This window comes from Enterobacter kobei (assembly GCF_001729765.1).
GTDB classification, from domain to species: domain Bacteria; phylum Pseudomonadota; class Gammaproteobacteria; order Enterobacterales; family Enterobacteriaceae; genus Enterobacter; species Enterobacter kobei.
The window spans coordinates 2,849,345-2,867,582 of the sequence record NZ_CP017181.1; the positions used below are offsets into that span (position 1 = coordinate 2,849,345).

Here is an 18,238-nt window from a genome sequence, read left to right on the forward strand (position 1 = left end):
CATCAGAGAGTCGCTGCAACCTCATCAGAGATTTCACCGTTGTGATACACTTCCTGCACGTCGTCGCAGTCTTCGAGCATGTCGATCAGACGCAGCAGTTTTGGCGCAGTTTCCGCATCCATGTCCGCTTTGGTGGATGGGATCATGGAAACTTCAGCGTTGTCCGCTTTCAGACCCGCGGCTTCGAGTGCATCGCGCACGGCGCCCATCTCTTCCCACGCGGTGTAAACGTCAATTGCGCCATCATCGTAGGTCACCACGTCTTCCGCACCGGCTTCCAGGGCGGCTTCCATGATCACATCTTCGTCGCCTTTCTCGAAGGAGATGACGCCTTTTTTGCTGAACAGGTAAGAAACGGAACCGTCGGTACCCAGGTTGCCGCCGGTTTTAGTGAATGCATGGCGCACTTCCGCAACGGTACGGTTACGGTTGTCGGACAGACACTCAACCATTACGGCAGTACCGCCAGGGCCGTAACCTTCATAAATGATGGTTTCCATGTTCGCGTCTTCATCACCGCCTACACCACGTGCGATGGCACGGTTCAGGGTGTCACGCGTCATGTTGTTAGACAGCGCTTTATCCACCGCCGCGCGCAGACGCGGGTTAGAGGCCGGATCGCCGCCGCCCAGACGTGCCGCTGTCACCAGCTCACGAATGATTTTGGTAAAGATCTTACCGCGTTTGGCATCCTGTGCCGCTTTACGGTGTTTGGTGTTGGCCCACTTACTATGACCTGCCATAAAAAGTTCTCCAAAAATCGCGCCTTCTCAGGCAGCGTTAATTACAAATTCTTCAATCGCCTGCCGGTTGCTCCACGACTTGGTCAGTGCGGCGGCATCCGTCGCATCCACCCAGCGGTAGTTCAGGTGTTCGGTAAACACGATCTCCCGCTCATGGGGGAGCGCGAGACAGAACCACGATTCCGTATTGCGCTCAATGCCCGGCGCGTAGCGATGACGTAAATGGCTAAAAATTTCAAACTCCACCGTGCGCTGACAGTCCTTCAGGGTCAGTTGCTCGCGAGCAACATCAATGGTGACCTCTTCCTTTACTTCACGCGCGGCGGCCTGCTGCGCGGTTTCCCCCTCTTCCAGGCTGCCGGTAACCGACTGCCAGAAATCAGGATCGTCGCGCCGCTGCAACATTAGCACCCGCTTCGTGTCCTGGGCATAAATGACAACTAAGACAGAAACGGGAAGCTTGTATGTCATATCAGTTTTTCTCTTCCTTCTTCACCACCTCAATGCCCAGCTCAGCCAGTGCAGTCGGGTTAGCAAAGCTTGGCGCTTCGGTCATCAGACACGCTGCGGCAGTGGTTTTCGGGAAGGCAATAACATCACGAATGTTATCGGTGCCGGTCAGCAGCATGGTCAGACGGTCAAGACCGAAAGCCAGACCCGCGTGTGGCGGTGTACCGTATTTCAGGGCGTCCAGCAGGAAGCCAAATTTCTCACGCTGCTCCTGTTCGTTAATGCCCAGGATGCCGAACACGGTCTGCTGCATTTCGCCGCTGTGAATACGCACGGAACCGCCGCCCACTTCGTAGCCGTTGATCACCATGTCGTAGGCGTTTGCCACTGCATCTTCCGGAGACGCTTTCAGCTCTGCCGCCGTCATGTCTTTTGGCGAGGTGAACGGGTGGTGCATCGCGGTCAAGCCGCCTTCACCGTCGTCTTCAAACATCGGGAAGTCGATAACCCACAGCGGTGCCCATTTGGTTTCGTCGGTCAGGCTGAGGTCTTTGCCCAGCTTCAGACGCAACGCGCCCATCGCATCGGCAACCACTTTCTTGTTGTCTGCGCCGAAGAAGATCATGTCGCCATCCTGCGCGCCGGTGCGCTCAAGGATCGCTTCCACGATGTCCGCATTCAGGAACTTCGCAACCGGGCTGGTGATCCCTTCCAGACCTTTCGCACGCTCGGTTACTTTAATATAGGCCAGACCTTTCGCGCCGTAGATCTTAATGAAGTTGCCGTAGTCGTCGATCTGCTTACGGCTCAGTGCCGCACCGCCCGGTACGCGCAGGGCTGCAACACGGCCTTTCGGATCGTTAGCCGGGCCGGCGAATACCGCGAACTCAACGGATTTCACCAGGTCTGCAACATCCACCAGCTCCATCGGGTTACGCAGGTCTGGTTTGTCGGAACCGTAACGACGCTCGGCTTCGGCGAAGGTCATGATCGGGAAATCGCCCAGCTCGACGCCTTTCACGTCATTCCACAGGCTACGCACCAGCGCTTCCATCACTTCACGCACCTGCTCGGCGGTCATGAAGGAGGTTTCCACATCGATCTGGGTGAATTCTGGCTGACGGTCAGCACGCAGGTCTTCGTCGCGGAAACATTTGACGATCTGATAGTAGCGATCGAAACCGGACATCATCAGCAGCTGTTTGAACAGCTGTGGAGACTGTGGCAGCGCGTAGAATTTGCCTTTATGTACGCGGGATGGGACCAGATAATCGCGCGCACCTTCCGGTGTGGCTTTGGTCAGCATCGGGGTTTCGATATCGAGGAAACCGTGGTCATCCATAAAACGGCGCACCAGGCTGGTGATTTTCGCACGGGTTTTCAGGCGCTGGGCCATCTCCGGACGACGCAGATCCAGGTAGCGGTATTTCAGACGCGCTTCTTCCGTGTTGACGTGGTTGGAGTCCAGCGGCAGCGCTTCAGCACGGTTAATGATAACCAGATCGGACGCCAGTACTTCAATGGCACCCGTCGCCATGTCTGCGTTGACGTTTTTCTCGTCACGCGCACGCACGGTACCGGTGACCTGAATGCAGAACTCATTACGCAGCTCAGAAGCCAGCTTCAACGCATCCGCACGATCCGGGTCGAAGAACACCTGAACGATACCTTCACGGTCGCGCATATCGATGAAAATAAGGCTACCAAGATCACGACGACGGTTGACCCAACCACACAGGGTGACCTGCTGTCCGACGTGGGACTGACGCAGCTGCCCGCAATATTCTGTACGCATGAGATATCCCTTAATTAGCCGCAGGCTAAATGTCGCCTGGAATGCAGGCTACTATGTCGCAGCTTTCTGTATGTCACAACTGGATGAAAAAAGGCGGCTATTATACTGGAAATTCCGCCGGACGATAAGAGCGAACCACGGCCTGACGGTCGTTTGCTGCACTCTTATTGCGCATTCTCACAAAAATTAACAAAATTATCCGACCCATTACAGGTCATCACGTCGTATGGTGTTACGGAAGTGATTCATTTAACGGGAGTAACGATGTTAACACTGGATGCCAGCAAAACCGCGCTTGTGGTGATTGATTTACAGGAAGGGATCCTGCCCTTTGCCGGTGGCCCGCACGCTGCGGATGATGTGGTTAGCCGCGCCGCTCGTCTGGCGGAAAAATGCCGTGCCAGCGGTGCCCCTGTAGTCATGGTGCGCGTCGGCTGGTCCGCTGATTTCGCCGAGGCGTTAAAACAGCCCGTTGATGCACAGGCGCCCGCCCATGCCCTGCCGGAAAACTGGTGGACGTATCCGGTGTCGCTGGGCAAACGCGACAGCGATATCGAAGTGACCAAACGTCAATGGGGCGCATTCTACGGAACCGATCTGGAACTGCAGCTCCGCCGTCGTGGTATCGACACCCTTATCCTGTGCGGCATTTCCACCAACATCGGCGTGGAGTCTACCGCCCGTAACGCCTGGGAGCTGGGCTTTAACCTGGTCATTGCGGAAGATGCCTGCAGCGCGGCTTCCGCGGAACAGCATCAGGGCAGCATGACCCATATCTTCCCGCGTATCGGACGCGTGCGCAGCACGGACGAGATCCTCAGCGCGCTATGATGTATGTGGGGTTACCCCAGTGGTCGCACCCGAAATGGGTGCGCCTGGGCATCACCGGCCTGGAAGAATATGCCCGACACTTCAACTGTGTCGAGGGCAACACGACCCTCTACGCGCTGCCTAAAGCGGAGATTGTTGAACGCTGGCGGGAGCAAACGACCGACGATTTCCGGTTCTGTTTTAAGTTTCCGGCGACCATCTCCCACAACGCCGCGCTGCGCAACTGCGGGGATTTAACCGAAGAGTTCTTTACGCGCATGTCGCCACTGGCGAACCGGATTGGGCAATACTGGCTCCAGCTTCCCGCCACGTTCGGCCCGCGCGATCTGCCTGCCCTGTGGCAGTTTCTGGATAGCCTGCCCCGCGAGTTTACCTACGGCGTGGAGGTCAGGCATGCTGAATTTTTTGCCAAAGGTGAAGCAGAAATAGCGCTCAACCGCGGCCTGCTGGAACGTGCGGTCAACCGTGTCATTCTTGACAGTCGCCCCGTCCACAGTGCAATCCCGCACAGTGAAGCGATTGTGGATGCGCAACGCAAAAAACCGAAAGTGCCGGTCCACGCCATCGTCACCGCGCAAAACCCGATGGTCAGGTTCATCGGTAGCGACAACATGCAGCAAAATCAGGCGATGTTCGCCGTCTGGCTGCAAAAATTAGCAAAGTGGGAGCAAACCACTACGCCCTATCTCTTTTTGCACACACCGGATATTGCGCAGGCACCCGAACTGGTCGATGCTCTCTGGCAGGCCTTGCAGGCCGCGGTTCCCGCCGTGGGCAACGCCCCCTCCATTCCACAACAATCTTCTCTTTTCTGATATCACCCCCTATCATAGTGAAGTGCCATCTGCCAAAAACAGGGAGTTTGTATGGTCAGCGCGCTGTATGCGGTGTTAGGTGCATTACTGCTGATTAAGTTTTCATTTGATGTTGTGCGTCTGAGAATGCAGTACCGCGTTTCTTATGGTGACGGCGGTTTTTCGGAACTGCAAAGCGCTATCCGCATTCACGGTAATGCGGTCGAATACATCCCCGTCGCCTTGATTTTACTGCTGTTTATGGAGATGAATGGCGCAGAAACCTGGATGGTTCACGTCTGTGGCCTGCTTCTGATTGCTGGCCGGCTAATGCATTATTATGGCTTTCACCACCGCTTATTCCGCTGGCGTCGTTCCGGCATGAGCGCGACCTGGTGTTCGCTTTTGCTGATGGTGCTGGCTAACCTTTGGTATATGCCGTGGGAGTTGGTTTTCTCCCTCCATTAGCGCACAATACGCCACTTTATTTTTCCCGGATTTTTACGTTATGTCAGATCGCGACACGCTTTTTTCCGCGCCTATCGCCAGCCTGGGCGACTGGACCTTCGATGAACGGGTAGCCGAAGTCTTCCCGGATATGATCCAGCGCTCTGTTCCCGGTTATTCCAATATTATCTCTATGATCGGTATGCTGGCTGAGCGCTTCGTTCAACCCGGCACGCAGGTCTATGACCTGGGCTGCTCGCTCGGCGCGGCAACGCTGTCGGTACGTCGTAACGTTCATCATGAAGATTGCCGAATCATTGCCGTCGACAACTCCCCGGCGATGGTAGAACGCTGCCGTCGCCATATTGATGCGTATAAAGCCCCTGTACCGGTGGACGTCGTCGAAGGCGATATTCGTGAGATTGAAATTCACAACGCGTCGATGGTCATCCTGAATTTTACCCTGCAGTTCCTGGTGCCTGAAGACCGTCAGCTGCTGCTGGACAAAATTTACCAGGGGCTAAATCCCGGCGGCGCGCTGGTGCTTTCCGAGAAATTCAGCTTTGAGGATGCCGACGTTGGCGAACTGCTGTTCAATATGCACCACGATTTTAAACGTGCGAACGGTTACAGCGAGCTGGAGATCAGCCAGAAGCGCAGCATGCTGGAAAACGTGATGCTGACAGACTCCGTAGAAACCCACAAAGCACGCCTGCGCAAAGCCGGATTTGAGCATAGCGAACTGTGGTTCCAGTGCTTTAACTTTGGCTCACTGGTGGCGCTAAAAGCCGGAGATGCAGCATGATTGAGTTCAGTAATTTCTATCAGCTGATAGCTAAAAACCATCTGTCTCACTGGCTGGAAACTCTGCCCGCGCAGATTGCCGCCTGGCAGCGCGATCAGCAGCACGGCCTGTTAAAGCAGTGGTCAAATGCGGTGGAGTATCTGCCGGAGCTGACCCCGCATCGTCTGGACCTGCTTCACAGCGTCACCGCAGAAAGCGAAGCACCGCTCCCGGCCGGGCAGATCAACCGCATCGAAACGCTGATGCGTAACCTGATGCCGTGGCGCAAAGGGCCTTTCTCGCTCTACGGGGTGAACATCAACACCGAATGGCGCTCCGACTGGAAATGGGATCGCGTTCTGCCTCATCTGTCTGACCTGACCGGGCGCACTATTCTGGACGTGGGCTGCGGCAGCGGTTACCACATGTGGCGCATGATTGGCGCAGGCGCGCATCTGGCAGTCGGTATCGACCCAATGCAGCTGTTCCTTTGCCAGTTTGAAGCAGTGCGTAAACTGCTGGGCAATGACCAGCGCGCCCACCTGCTGCCGCTGGGAATTGAGCAACTTCCTGCCCTGAAAGCGTTTGATACCGTATTTTCCATGGGCGTGCTCTATCATCGTCGCTCCCCGCTTGAACATCTGTGGCAGCTGAAAGATCAGCTGGTCAGCGGCGGCGAACTGGTACTGGAAACGCTGGTGATCGAAGGTGACGAACATGCTGTTCTGGTGCCGGGCGATCGCTACGCCCAGATGCGTAACGTCTACTTTATCCCGTCCGCGCTGGCATTGAAGAACTGGCTGGAGAAGTGCGGTTTTGTGGATGTGCGGATTGCCGATGTCAGCGTGACGTCACTCGAGGAGCAGCGCCGCACCGACTGGATGATCACCGAGTCGCTGGAGCAGTTCCTTGACCCGGCCGACCACAGCAAAACCATCGAAGGCTATCCGGCGCCGATGCGTGCGGTATTGATCGCGACGAAGCCGTAACCCTTTAGCCGGGTGACGGCTACGCCTTACCCGGCCTACGCGTCGCACGTTTTCTCCAAAATAGTTCAAGTTGCAGCAAGGCGGCAACGCAGCGAATCCCCGGGAGCTTACATCAGTAAGTGACCGGGGTGAGCGAGGCGGCCAACGCGGCTGCGGCTTGAAATATGAAGGAGAAAAAAAGGCCCCTGTGTAATTTGCAGGGGCCTGGTACAAGCAAGCATCATATTGGGCGACATGATGCGCGGTAAAAATCGGTACGTTGCTACACGTGATAGCGCTCAATCAGCGACTTCATTTCCGCAACCGACTCTCCATCTACACCGTAGCGTGAATACTCATCCGCTTCAGCATCCGTCGACATTGACAGCCCTGTATTGCGATAACGCATGGGTGAAGGTATCCATTTCCCCGCAGAGCTGTGAAGCTCTTCCACCCCGGCGTTTAAAAACCGTTCCAGATTGCCGGCACGGACTCCCGCACCCGCCATTATTATTGGAACACCGGAATGGGCTTTTAGTTCCGTAATTAATTGCAGACCTTTTTCAGCAGAAGACTGTTGCCCTGATGTCAGAACGCGCGCCACACCCAGTTCGGCAAGGGTATCAAACGCTTGCAGTGGGTTTTTGCACATATCAAACGCACGATGAAACGTCACGGCCATTCCTTTTGCGGCGTCCATCACCTGACGCATACGCGGCAGATCGACCTCACCGTCTTCATCCAGCAGGCCGGTCACCAGCCCGGGGAACCCGAGGTCACGAACAAAGGCGATATCTTCAAGCATGGCACTGAACTCACCCGACGTATAACAAAAATCACCGCCGCGAGGACGAATAATGGGGTGTACCGGAAGGGTGACGGCCTTACGGGCCGACGTTAGCACGCCGTATGAGGGCGTTAACCCTCCTTCTTTCGGGGCGGCGCACAGTTCAATGCGATCGGCCCCTTTCCGTTGCGCGGTGACGGCACACTCCACGCTATAACAACAAATCTCCAGCAGCGCCATCGACTCCTCCTTAAAATCGGCTTAACGCGCCATCATGGCACGCCTTTTGTTTTGGGTCTCAGCGACGAGTCACAACTCTCAGGCTTCGCTGGCAACGATCTGCTCAATGGTCCACGGATGAAATTTCACCGTCACCTGCCCGTCAGTCACGGCCAGCGTCGGATTAGGCAGACGCTCACGCTCGCCTTTGGGCGAACTTGTCTTCACAAAAATGCCCGGCTGGCTTAATCCCTCGTCTGAGAGCAGGGCCAGCGCGCGCGCGTTCAACGTTTCCGGCTCACCCGGCAGGACGATTTCGATATGCTCCCAGCCTTCGTGCGGGTAACGTTTTTCACCCGGCCATGGCAGTTCTACAACGGTGAATTGCCAGTGCGCCACGCAGACCGGTTCATGCAGTTTGAACAGACAAATGGGACGACCATTAATCATGTTCTCAGAAAGCAACTCACCACACTGTTCAAACCCGCGACGCCAGCGCTCGGCAGTCGCGTTTTGATGGCAGCGCAAAGAGATGTGATCGGCCTCAAGCGGCGCGATATCCAGACCAAGACGGGTGGCAAGTTCTGTGAACGCCTGGGTGAAGCGCGGTAAATCTGCGGAAATATCATGCAGTTCGTCAATGGATTGCCAGTTCGCCATACGTCAGTCTCTTTTCATGTCGCAAAGCCGCTAATTTACTCTGTTGCCCCGTTTCGACCAACCTCTGAATCGCGGTTTTTACGACTGCATGTTTATGCACCTCTTCTCTGGCTGGATTCTGAGCAATCTTCGGGCCCCGCAATGCTGACGGCAGAAGGCATTTGCAGTATACTCCCGCCCTAAATTCTTTAACTGGCGCGGGCGGTTGTAGGCCCGCATCAAAAACGTAAGGTATCCAGGTGAATATTCAGGCTCTTCTCTCCGAAAAAGTCAGTCAGGCACTGATTGCCGCAGGTGCGCCTGCGGATTGCGAACCACAGGTTCGTCAGTCAGCAAAAGTACAGTTTGGCGACTATCAGGCTAATGGCGTGATGGCAGTGGCTAAAAAACTGGGCATGCCGCCGCGACAGCTCGCTGAGCAGGTATTGACGCATCTGGATCTCACCGGTATCGCCAGCAAAACCGAAATCGCTGGCCCGGGCTTCATCAACATTTTCCTGGAGCCTGCATTCCTGGCAAGCCACGTTGACGCGGCGCTGAAATCAGACCGTCTGGGTGTCTCCCGACCACAAGCGCAGACGGTGGTGATCGACTACTCTGCCCCGAACGTGGCGAAAGAGATGCACGTTGGCCACCTGCGTTCCACCATCATTGGTGATGCCGCGGTGCGCACGCTTGAGTTTCTCGGTCACAAGGTAATCCGCGCAAACCACGTTGGCGACTGGGGTACCCAGTTCGGCATGCTGATTGCTTACCTGGAAAAACAGCAGCAGGAAAACGCGGGCGAAATGGCGCTGGCGGACCTGGAAGGGTTCTACCGCGAAGCGAAAAAGCATTACGACGAAGACGAAGCCTTTGCCGAGCGCGCGCGCAGTTACGTCGTCAAGCTGCAGGGCGGGGATCAATACTTCCTCGAGATGTGGCGCAAGCTGGTGGACATCACCATGTCCCAGAACCAGCTCACCTATAACCGTCTGAACGTGACCCTGACCCGTGATGATGTGATGGGTGAGAGCCTTTATAACCCAATGCTGCCGGGCATTGTGGCGGACCTGAAAGCGAAAAACCTGGCGGTTGAGAGCGAAGGTGCAACGGTCGTGTTCCTTGATGAGTACAAAAACAAGGAAGGTGAACCGATGGGCGTGATCATCCAGAAAAAGGATGGCGGCTATCTCTACACCACCACCGATATCGCCTGCGCGAAGTACCGTTACGAAACCCTGCATGCTGACCGTGTGCTGTACTACATCGACTCCCGTCAGCACCAGCACCTGATGCAGGCCTGGACTATCGTGCGTAAAGCCGGTTACGTACCGGATTGCGTTCCGCTGGAACACCACATGTTCGGCATGATGCTCGGTAAAGACGGCAAGCCGTTCAAAACCCGTGCGGGTGGTACCGTGAAGCTGTCTGACCTGCTGGATGAAGCGCTGGAGCGCGCCCGTCGTCTGGTGGCAGAGAAGAACCCGGACATGCCTGCCGACGAGCTGGAAAAACTGGCTAACGCCGTCGGTATCGGCGCGGTGAAATACGCGGATCTCTCTAAAAACCGTACCACCGACTATATCTTCGACTGGGATAACATGCTGGCGTTTGAAGGCAACACGGCGCCTTACATGCAATATGCTTACACCCGCGTGCTCTCGGTGTTCCGTAAGGCGAACATTGATGAAAACGTGCTGGCGAATGCGACCGTGACCATCACGGAAGATCGTGAAGCCCAGCTGGCGGCGCGTCTGCTGCAGTTTGAAGAGACGCTGACGGTTGTCGCCCGTGACGGTACGCCGCACGTTATGTGCGCTTACCTGTACGATCTGGCGGGTCTGTTCTCCGGCTTCTACGAGCACTGCCCTATTCTGTCTGCGGAAAATGAATCGGTCCGCAACAGCCGCCTGAAGCTGGCGCAGCTGACGGCGAAGACCCTGAAGCTGGGTCTGGATACCCTGGGTATCGAAACCGTAGAGCGTATGTAATACAAAAAACCCGGCAGCCGCCGGGTTTTTTATTATCAGAAATACTTCCGCAAATACTCCGTCAGACACAGAATCGCCATGGCCTGTCCATAGGGCATCGACGTCAGCGGGATTTGGCGATAAAACGCCAGGTCGCTGCCCATCCCCGTGCCGAACGACGTTTGCAATAACTCCCCTTCCGGCGAGATATTTTTCACGATGCCGCGAATCGCTTTTTCAGCAACGTCAGCATACGCAGGCGCAACATAGCGCTTACGCACCGCTTTCAGGATCCCGTAGGCAAACCCGGCCGTCGCGGACGCCTCCAGGTACGAGCCCGGATCGTCCAGCAGGGTATGCCACAAGCCGCTCTCGTCCTGACACTTTGCCAGCGCGGCAATTTGCGCATTCAATACCTGCACCAGATAACGGCGCACGGCGTTGTTTTCCGGCAAATCAATCAGTTCGAGGAAATCCGGAATCACGATGGTGAGCCAGCTGTTGCCCCTCGCCCAGCGGGCACGGGCAAAGTTATGGTTGCCGTCGTAACTCCAGCCGTGGAACCACAGGCCCGTCTCCCGGTCCATCAGGTTCTGCACGTGCAGCAGGAACTGATACACCGCCTCTTCAACGTACTCCGGTTTGTTGAGCAGTTTGCCGATTTTCGCCAGCGGCAACACCGTCATCATCAGCGTGTCATCCCACATCTGCTGATGATTCTCTTCCGCCAGGGTGATGTGCTGCATGCCACCGTGATCGGTGCGCGGCATCTCGGTCATCGCCCATTCCGCCCAGCTTTCCAGCCACGGCAGCCAGGCCGGGTTTTTGGTCTCTTCATAACGACAGGCCAGCGTCAGGAACGGCGACATCGTATTGACGTTTTTGGTAGTGGCACCTTCAGCAAAACGGTCAGCAAACCAGCTGTCGATAATGTCGCGCATGCCTGTGTCACCGGTCTGGCAGTAATACTGCCAGATACCGTACAAACCGACGCCGTGCGTCCATTCCCATCCGGCCCAGCCTTTGGTGTCGATCACGCGCCCGTCGTCCAGCCGCAGCAAAAACTCACCCGTCTTGTCGTGGATATTGACCAGGTTATGCGTCACCTTTTGAATCAGTGCTTTCAGCTCATCTCTGGCAATAAAGCGTTCAGGTTGACGCAATAACGGGCTATGTTTGACAGGCCAAACTTTCATCATCTTAACCTCTGTTGTATGTCGAATTCAGTACTGCACGATCCTTCAGCGAAGGTGCGGCTGGCTTATTGCGATTCAGATAACCGATGTTGTTATTACCCCACAGTGACGCATACGGCATACCGGCCAGCATCTCGACAGTGGCGCGGGCGTGCGGCGTCGCTGATTCCGGTATCGCATGACCCCACGCACGCATTTTCGCGGTCTCCTCGCGCAGCGTGCTGTGGGTCTGTAAATTCAGTCTGAAACGCAGGGAAACGAGGAATCCGCAGAACAGCACCAGGAGGATGCCCACACTCAGGATCATCAAAATGGTATGGCTCACTTCCGCAGGCTGCACTTTCTGACCGCTGACAAAGCCGGACATCTGCATCACGATGCCCACCAGCATCACCGCACCGGCCTGAGACGCTTTACGGGTGAGGGTCATGATGCCGGCGAAGATCCCTTCGCGGCGCTGACCGGTGATCACTTCGTCCACATCAGCGATGTAGGTATAGGTATTCCACGGCACGTAGTTGATACCGCCGCGGCCAAGACCGGCAATGGCAGAAACCAGCAACAGCAGAGAATAGATGTCGCTCAGCCCGGCATAATAGAGGACGGCATAAGAAAGAGAGGCCAGGCCAAACAGTACCACCACCATGCGGTAGGACGGCGCAGGACCAAAGCGAATGCACAGCGGGATCATCCCGAGCACGGCGAGAAACTGGAAGATGGCCATCGTACCGAGCAGGTTAGAGGCCATTGAGGCTTCCTGCATCAGCACAAACACCACGTAGTAGGTGAAGACCGCGTTAAATACATCCTGCGCAATGTAGCCGCCGAGATACATGCCCAGATGCTGGCGGAAAATTTTAATTCGCAGCGTAGAACTCAATTCCACGAACAGACGATTCAGGCTCTGGCCCAGCGTCAGCTTCTTCTTCTCTTCTTCAGCCCGCAGCGCCGCTTCGGACCATTCCTCACGCGGACGTTCCCAGGTAAAGCACCAGACGAAAATGAGCATCAGGGCGCACAGAACGGAGAAAACCAGGCTTGCATAGAAGAAGGAGACCGCATTGTCTTTACCGAAATGCGTGAGCAATATCCCGGGCAGAAAGGAGGCCAGAATGGCGGACATCTGCGCCATGGAAATACGCGCCCCGGAGAACTTGGTTTTCTGTTTGAAGTCATCGGTCATTTCCTGCACCAGCGTCTCGTACGGCACCAGAATCATGGTGTAGACAATATCAAACACCAGATAAGTCAGCAGGTAATACCAGAAATTCATGTCCCCCACCCACATCAGCGAGTAGCTGAACACGCACGGGATCCCCAGCAGAATAAAGAATTTACGGCGACCAAAGCGCTTTCCGAGCCAGGTCGTACCGAAGTTGTCCGTCAAAAACCCCATTAACGGACTGACAACGGCATCCAGCACCCGTGCCGCGGCAAAAATGAACGTTGCTTCAATCGGTGTGAGTCCACAGAAGGTGGTGTAAAAATACAAAAGCCAGGCCGCCGTCAGGGCGGTGGTACCCGCCCCGAGGAAATCACCTGACCCGTATGCAAGATAATTTGCGAGTCCAATTTTACGTGTTTTCATTGCCGTCAACCCTAATCAATGTTGGGAGACTCCCTGTAAGCAAACCTCGTCCGGGAGCTTTTACACGGCTACAGTAAAGGCATCGACTTCCTGATACCTTTCTGTTTCTGCCATCACGCAGGGGGTGAATGGCAAAAATGCAAAGAGTATCGTCACGCGTGTCACTGATTTATAAAACAGCGTTTCTTTTTCATCAGAAGGTGAGGTCAGTTTTGCGAGCCAGCCATCAGTATTCCCTGATGGCTGGTGAAAAAGCGGGCAGTTAGCGGTAGTTTACAATGACAGAATTGCTCTGCACTTTTAGCGCCGGGATCAAACGTCCCCCGCCCGGCACTTCCCAGATAAAACGCAAAGGTTCAATGGCGGGCACGCCGTTGAACGCCTGCGTCGTGCCATTCTCTCCGTCGATTTCCGTACAGCGACTCTGGGAGCAGAGCCGCACCCGCAGTCCGGCTGGCGTTGGGCCAATCAGTCTGTAATTCCAGACCACCATCCCCATCAGACCGGAAACCGCTTCAGAGGGCGACAGCGGAGTAGAAGACATGGCGACACCCCGGTTGCTCAGGGTCACGCCCATGCTGCTTGCCTGCCAGGCGCCTTCCCCGGCCGCCTGTGCCGCCAGCGGGAAGAGCATAATCCAAAGCCATTTAGCCATTATTTTCCTCCAATCGTCGCCGTCATGCGGATATGACGGTTATCCGACAACTCCATATTCGACAGCACCACCAGCTGGTTCAGGCTGCGACGCAGGAAGCGCGACAGCAGCGGACGCAGCGCATGGTTGACCAGCAGCACCGGTGGCGCCCCCAGCATCTCCTGACGTGCCAGCGCCTCCTGGGTCTGCTCCAGCAGGCGATCCGCCAGACCTGGCTCCAGGCCGCCCCCGCCCTGCAGAGCCTGCAGCAGCAGACGTTCAAGCGGCGTGTCGAGGCCAATCACCTGCACTTCTCCGGTTCCCGGGAACCACTGCTGCGTGATTGCGCGCCCCAGCGCCACGCGCACCACCGCCGTCAGCTCGTGCGGATCGCTTTGCAGCGGCGCATGCTCGGCAAGGGTTTCCAGAATGGTTCGCATATCGCGAATCGGCACTTTTTCCTCGAGCAGGTTTTGCAGCACCTTGTGCAGCGTGGTTAACGTCAGCACGCCCGGGACCAGATCTTCCGTCAGCTTCGGCATCTCCTGCGTCACGCGGTCGAGAAGCTGCTGCGCTTCCTGACGACCAAACAGCTCTGCCGAGAATTGCCCAATCAGATGATTAAGATGGGTTGCCACCACGGTACTGGCTTCGACTACCGTATACCCCTGGATTTGCGCCTGCTCTTTCAGCGCACTTTCAATCCAGATGGCCGCCAGACCAAAGGCCGGATCGACGGTTTGCTCGCCCGGCAGCGTGCCTGCCGCGGTGCCAGGGTTAATGGCCAGCCAGCGACCCGGGTAGGCATCACCGCTGCCAATTTCGACCCCTTTCATCAGAATACGGTAGCGTGCAGGCGGCAGATCCATATTGTCACGGATGTGAACCACCGGCGGCAGGAAGCCCATATCCTGAGCGAATTTTTTACGGATACTGCGGATACGGCCAAGCAGCTCGCCATCCTGCTGAAAATCCACCATCGGGATCAGGCGATACCCCACTTCCATTCCCAGGGAATCTTCCAGCTGCACGTCGTTCCACGTCGCCTCGACGGCCTGAGTATTCTCCGGCATTTTCACCGGAACCGGATCCGCCGCCGGTTGGGTTTCACGGCCACGCATCCACCAGGCAAGGCCCAGCAGACCCGCCGTAAACAGCAGGAAGACGAGGTTTGGCATGCCCGGTACCAGACCAAGCAGACCCAGAACGGCAGCGGCCAGCAGCATTACGCGCGGGTTACTGAAGAGCTGGCCAACCATCTGCTCGCCAACGTCCTGATCGGTACTCACGCGGGTGACAATCACGCCCGCCGCCGTGGAGATGACCAGCGCCGGGATCTGCGCGACCAGACCATCACCAATAGTCAGCAGCGTGTAGCTTTCCGCCGCGTGGCCCATGTCCATGCCGTGCTGCAATACCCCCACCAGAAGGCCGCCCACCACGTTAATCACCATGATCAGAATGCCCGCGATGGCATCACCGCGCACAAACTTACTCGCACCGTCCATGGATCCGTAGAAGTCCGCTTCCTGAGTGACTTCCGCACGGCGTTTTTTGGCTTCATCTTCCGCGATTAACCCGGCATTCAGATCGGCGTCGATCGCCATCTGCTTGCCCGGCATCCCGTCCAGCACAAAACGGGCGCCCACTTCAGCAATACGCCCGGCACCTTTGGTGATAACCATAAAGTTGATGATCACGAGGATAACGAACACCACGATACCGATAGCGAAATTACCGCCTACCAGGAAGTGGCCGAAGGCCTCCACCACTTTACCTGCTGCTGCCGCGCCGGTATGTCCTTCCATCAGAATGATACGCGTGGACGCCACGTTCAGCGCCAGTCGCAGCAGAGTGGTAAACAGCAGAATGGTCGGGAACGCGGCAAACTCCAGGGTCCGCTGAGTGAACATCGCCACCAGTAGCACCATAATGGAGAGCGCAATATTAAACGTGAACAGCAGATCGAGGATGAATGCCGGGAGCGGCAGAACCATCATCGACAAAATTAACAGGATGAGAATCGGCCCGGCGAGGATCTGCCATTGGGTCGATTTCAGGTTGCCGGGCAGGCGCAACATTGCCACCAGATTAGCCATCAGTGTCCTTCTCGTTCATAAAATCCAGCGCGGCAGGCACCGGAAGGTTCTCAGGTTTCACAGGCCGTTGACCCCCGGCCAGACGCCAGCGTTTCAACTGCCATACCCAGGCCAGCACTTCCGCCACCGCGGCGTAGAGTTGTCCCGGGATCTGTTGTCCGATTTCCGCATGGCGGTATAAGGCACGCGCCAGCGGTGGAGCTTCCAGGATCGGCACGCGGTTTTCGGTGCCAATTTCCCGGATACGAAGTGCGATCAGCCCTGCCCCTTTCGCCACCACTTTCGGCGCGCTCATCTTATTTTCGTCGTAGCGCAAGGCAACGGAATAGTGTGTCGGGTTGGTGACGATGACATCCGCCTTCGGCACATCCTCCATCATGCGCCGACGAGCGGCAGCACGCTGCATCTGACGGATACGCCCTTTAACGTGCGGGTCACCTTCCATCTGCTTATATTCGTCACGGATATCCTGACGTGACATCCGCAGTTTCTTGAAATGGCTATAAAGCTGGAAGATAACGTCAAAACCGACCATCGGGATAATGCTGAGCACCACCAGCAGCGCGCAGAGTCCAACCAGATTCAGGGCGTTACTCATGGCAGTAAGGGGCGACTCGCTGATGAGGCGCATCATTTCGGGCCAGTGATACCAGAGGAAGAACCCGGCAGAACTGCCCATCAGCACCGATTTGAGAATAGCCTTGAGCAGCTCGGCCCCGGTCTGCGCCGAAAACATTTTCGCAATGCCCGGCAGTGGGTTCAGCTTCGAAAATTTGGGCTGCAGTGATTTTCCGCTAAACACCAGACCGCCCAGCATGACTGGAGAGACCAGCGCCACCAGCACCACGCCGGTAATTAAGGGCAGCAGCGCAACCATGGCCCCTTTTATTAACTGAATAATCTGGCTGAGGATAAGATTCGGGTCATTGACCATACTGTGGTCAAAACGTAAGCCAGTTGAGAGCATTCCCGCCAGCTTGCGGGCGAGCGACTCCCCACCCCACCAGATAATGCACACCCCTACGACAAGGATCAGCAGGGAGGTCAATTCTCGGGATCGGGGGATCTGCCCTTCCTCACGCGCTTTTTCAAGTCGGTGGGGTGTGGGGGCTTCCGTTTTGTCGTCGTTCTCTTCTGCCACAGTGCATGCTCAGCCCATTACGTCACGGTTATCTTGCCACGGGAGGTTATCGCCAATGGGTAGATAAACCCCTATAATCATGCCCTGTTAACCACTTTAACGATTAAACGCTGTAGCGAGGCTGTTTGCCGTTCAAAAAACGTACAACCCAGGTTTGGCAATCACTTTTTAATACTGATTATTTTTTAAGAGTGTTTTTAATAAAAATAAATATAAAATTTTTAAAAACTGAGTTGGCCGGTTTCATCATCAAAATACGTCTATTTTTTGATCAAAATATACTTATGGATAATATTAAATCGAAAAAATTATAATTGATTTATATCAATGATGGTTTTTCTCCAGTATTAAAATATTTTTCATGACGGTTATAATAATTAATATTAATCTTGACCCGCAATTACTTGAAGGAAATTACCCGCTATACTTCTGCACGGTGTCAATTGAGCCAAAATATTAAATTGAATACCTAACGTGTTTTTAAACTCAGGAGTTTTTGCAGATGGATTTCAAAAATAACTTTATGGCTGGCGCAGTACTTGCGGCCATTTCGATGGGCAGTTTTGCTGCCGAAATGAATGCGGGGACGGTCCACTTTACGGGAGAAATTATTGAACCGAGCTGCACCATTCAGGGTGATAGCGGCACGGACAGTACGGTCCCTCTGGGGACGTACCCTAAATCTCTTTTTAAGGCGGTCGGAACTGAATCTTCCCTGACCCCGTTCTCGATTACGCTCGCAAACTGCCCGGTAAAGAGCGATGGGCTGCCGGCAGTACAGCTCACCTTTAACGGCACGACGACCCTGACCAATACCTCTACGCTGCTGGATGTCAGCAAAATCACCACCACCGGTGAGACCGCCGCCACCGGTATCGGCGTCGCCGTTAGCCCGGCGGGCAAAGACACTCAACTTATCACCATGGATGGGGCAGAAGGACAGGTTTATATTCAACTGGCCACCCGTACTACCGATACCATTAAAGCCGACTTTAACGCCCGCTATAAGTCATTTGCCGCAACGGTGACCGCTGGCCCTGCCGATGCGGATATGACGGTGAATATTTTATACCGTTAATACCTGTTTATCTAATATTCAGCATGCCACTGATTAGATAATGACACGTAATGCGTCATGCTCCGATAATAG

The 18,238-nt window shown here is 55.4% G+C and carries 17 protein-coding genes; 7 read left to right on the forward strand and 10 right to left on the reverse strand.

Annotated features, from left to right (window positions below):
- Window positions 1-2: 2 nt before the first annotated feature.
- Genes BFV64_RS13755 through aspS form a run of 3 tightly spaced genes read right to left on the reverse strand, consistent with a single transcriptional unit; the run spans window position 3 to window position 2,988 of the window.
- Window positions 3-743, reverse strand: coding sequence for a YebC/PmpR family DNA-binding transcriptional regulator (locus tag BFV64_RS13755; RefSeq protein WP_014884320.1), 741 nt, complete (start codon window positions 741-743; stop codon window positions 3-5).
- A 27-nt stretch (window positions 744-770) separates the two neighbouring features.
- Window positions 771-1,214 (reverse strand): dihydroneopterin triphosphate diphosphatase, encoded by a 444-nt coding sequence (gene nudB, locus BFV64_RS13760; RefSeq protein ID WP_032636195.1) that lies wholly within the window; start codon window positions 1,212-1,214, stop codon window positions 771-773.
- 1 nt (window position 1,215) lies between these two features.
- Window positions 1,216-2,988 carry an aspartate--tRNA ligase gene (gene aspS, locus BFV64_RS13765; protein WP_014884322.1) on the reverse strand — a complete coding sequence of 591 codons (1,773 nt, stop codon included), beginning with the start codon at window positions 2,986-2,988 and terminating at the stop codon, window positions 1,216-1,218.
- Between the two features lie 264 nt (window positions 2,989-3,252).
- Between aspS and BFV64_RS13770 the strand changes: the two genes are divergently transcribed.
- Genes BFV64_RS13770 through cmoB form a run of 5 tightly spaced genes read left to right on the forward strand, consistent with a single transcriptional unit; the run spans window position 3,253 to window position 6,833 of the window.
- Entirely contained in the window at window positions 3,253-3,819 is a 567-nt protein-coding gene (locus BFV64_RS13770) for a hydrolase (protein WP_014884323.1), read from the forward strand.
- Window positions 3,816-4,634: a DUF72 domain-containing protein gene (locus BFV64_RS13775; protein ID WP_045134194.1), complete on the forward strand. Its 819-nt coding sequence runs from the start codon at window positions 3,816-3,818 to the stop codon at window positions 4,632-4,634. The genes BFV64_RS13770 and BFV64_RS13775 overlap by 4 nt, the downstream gene beginning before the upstream one ends.
- A 51-nt stretch (window positions 4,635-4,685) precedes the next feature.
- On the forward strand, window positions 4,686-5,081 hold the full coding sequence (locus BFV64_RS13780; RefSeq protein WP_014884325.1) for an MAPEG family protein: 396 nt from the start codon (window positions 4,686-4,688) through the stop codon (window positions 5,079-5,081).
- A gap of 40 nt (window positions 5,082-5,121) precedes the next feature.
- Complete coding sequence (gene cmoA / locus BFV64_RS13785) at window positions 5,122-5,865, forward strand: carboxy-S-adenosyl-L-methionine synthase CmoA (protein WP_014884326.1); 744 nt, start codon at window positions 5,122-5,124, stop codon at window positions 5,863-5,865.
- Entirely contained in the window at window positions 5,862-6,833 is a 972-nt protein-coding gene (cmoB, locus tag BFV64_RS13790) for a tRNA 5-methoxyuridine(34)/uridine 5-oxyacetic acid(34) synthase CmoB (protein WP_014884327.1), read from the forward strand. The genes cmoA and cmoB overlap by 4 nt, the downstream gene beginning before the upstream one ends.
- A 262-nt stretch (window positions 6,834-7,095) precedes the next feature.
- Here the strand turns inward: cmoB and cutC are convergent, their stop codons facing one another.
- Window positions 7,096-7,839, reverse strand: coding sequence for a copper homeostasis protein CutC (gene cutC / locus BFV64_RS13795; protein WP_045134195.1), 744 nt, complete (start codon window positions 7,837-7,839; stop codon window positions 7,096-7,098).
- A gap of 78 nt (window positions 7,840-7,917) precedes the next feature.
- Window positions 7,918-8,478 (reverse strand): VOC family protein, encoded by a 561-nt coding sequence (locus tag BFV64_RS13800; RefSeq protein WP_014884329.1) that lies wholly within the window; start codon window positions 8,476-8,478, stop codon window positions 7,918-7,920.
- A gap of 239 nt (window positions 8,479-8,717) precedes the next feature.
- Here BFV64_RS13800 and argS point away from each other — a divergent pair, with 239 nt between their 5' ends.
- Window positions 8,718-10,451, forward strand: coding sequence for an arginine--tRNA ligase (gene argS / locus BFV64_RS13805; protein WP_014884330.1), 1,734 nt, complete (start codon window positions 8,718-8,720; stop codon window positions 10,449-10,451).
- A 35-nt stretch (window positions 10,452-10,486) separates the two neighbouring features.
- Here argS and bglB read toward each other — a convergent pair whose 3' ends face one another.
- The 5 genes from bglB to flhB form a co-directional block, all read right to left on the reverse strand.
- Window positions 10,487-11,626, reverse strand: coding sequence for a beta-galactosidase BglB (gene bglB / locus BFV64_RS13810; protein WP_059372783.1), 1,140 nt, complete (start codon window positions 11,624-11,626; stop codon window positions 10,487-10,489).
- A 4-nt stretch (window positions 11,627-11,630) separates the two neighbouring features.
- Window positions 11,631-13,214, reverse strand: coding sequence for an MFS transporter (locus tag BFV64_RS13815; RefSeq protein ID WP_069602192.1), 1,584 nt, complete (start codon window positions 13,212-13,214; stop codon window positions 11,631-11,633).
- 262 nt (window positions 13,215-13,476) lie between these two features.
- Window positions 13,477-13,869 carry a flagellar protein FlhE gene (gene flhE, locus BFV64_RS13820; protein WP_014884333.1) on the reverse strand — a complete coding sequence of 131 codons (393 nt, stop codon included), beginning with the start codon at window positions 13,867-13,869 and terminating at the stop codon, window positions 13,477-13,479.
- On the reverse strand, window positions 13,869-15,947 hold the full coding sequence (gene flhA / locus BFV64_RS13825; protein ID WP_014884334.1) for a flagellar biosynthesis protein FlhA: 2,079 nt from the start codon (window positions 15,945-15,947) through the stop codon (window positions 13,869-13,871). The genes flhE and flhA overlap by 1 nt, the downstream gene beginning before the upstream one ends.
- Window positions 15,940-17,088, reverse strand: a complete 1,149-nt coding sequence (flhB, locus tag BFV64_RS13830; RefSeq protein WP_023330732.1) for a flagellar biosynthesis protein FlhB — start codon at window positions 17,086-17,088, stop codon at window positions 15,940-15,942. Before flhB ends, flhA begins: the two co-directional genes overlap by 8 nt.
- A 502-nt stretch (window positions 17,089-17,590) precedes the next feature.
- Between flhB and BFV64_RS13835 the strand changes: the two genes are divergently transcribed.
- Window positions 17,591-18,166: a fimbrial protein gene (locus tag BFV64_RS13835; RefSeq protein ID WP_014884336.1), complete on the forward strand. Its 576-nt coding sequence runs from the start codon at window positions 17,591-17,593 to the stop codon at window positions 18,164-18,166.
- The last annotated feature ends 72 nt before the right edge of the window (window positions 18,167-18,238 follow it).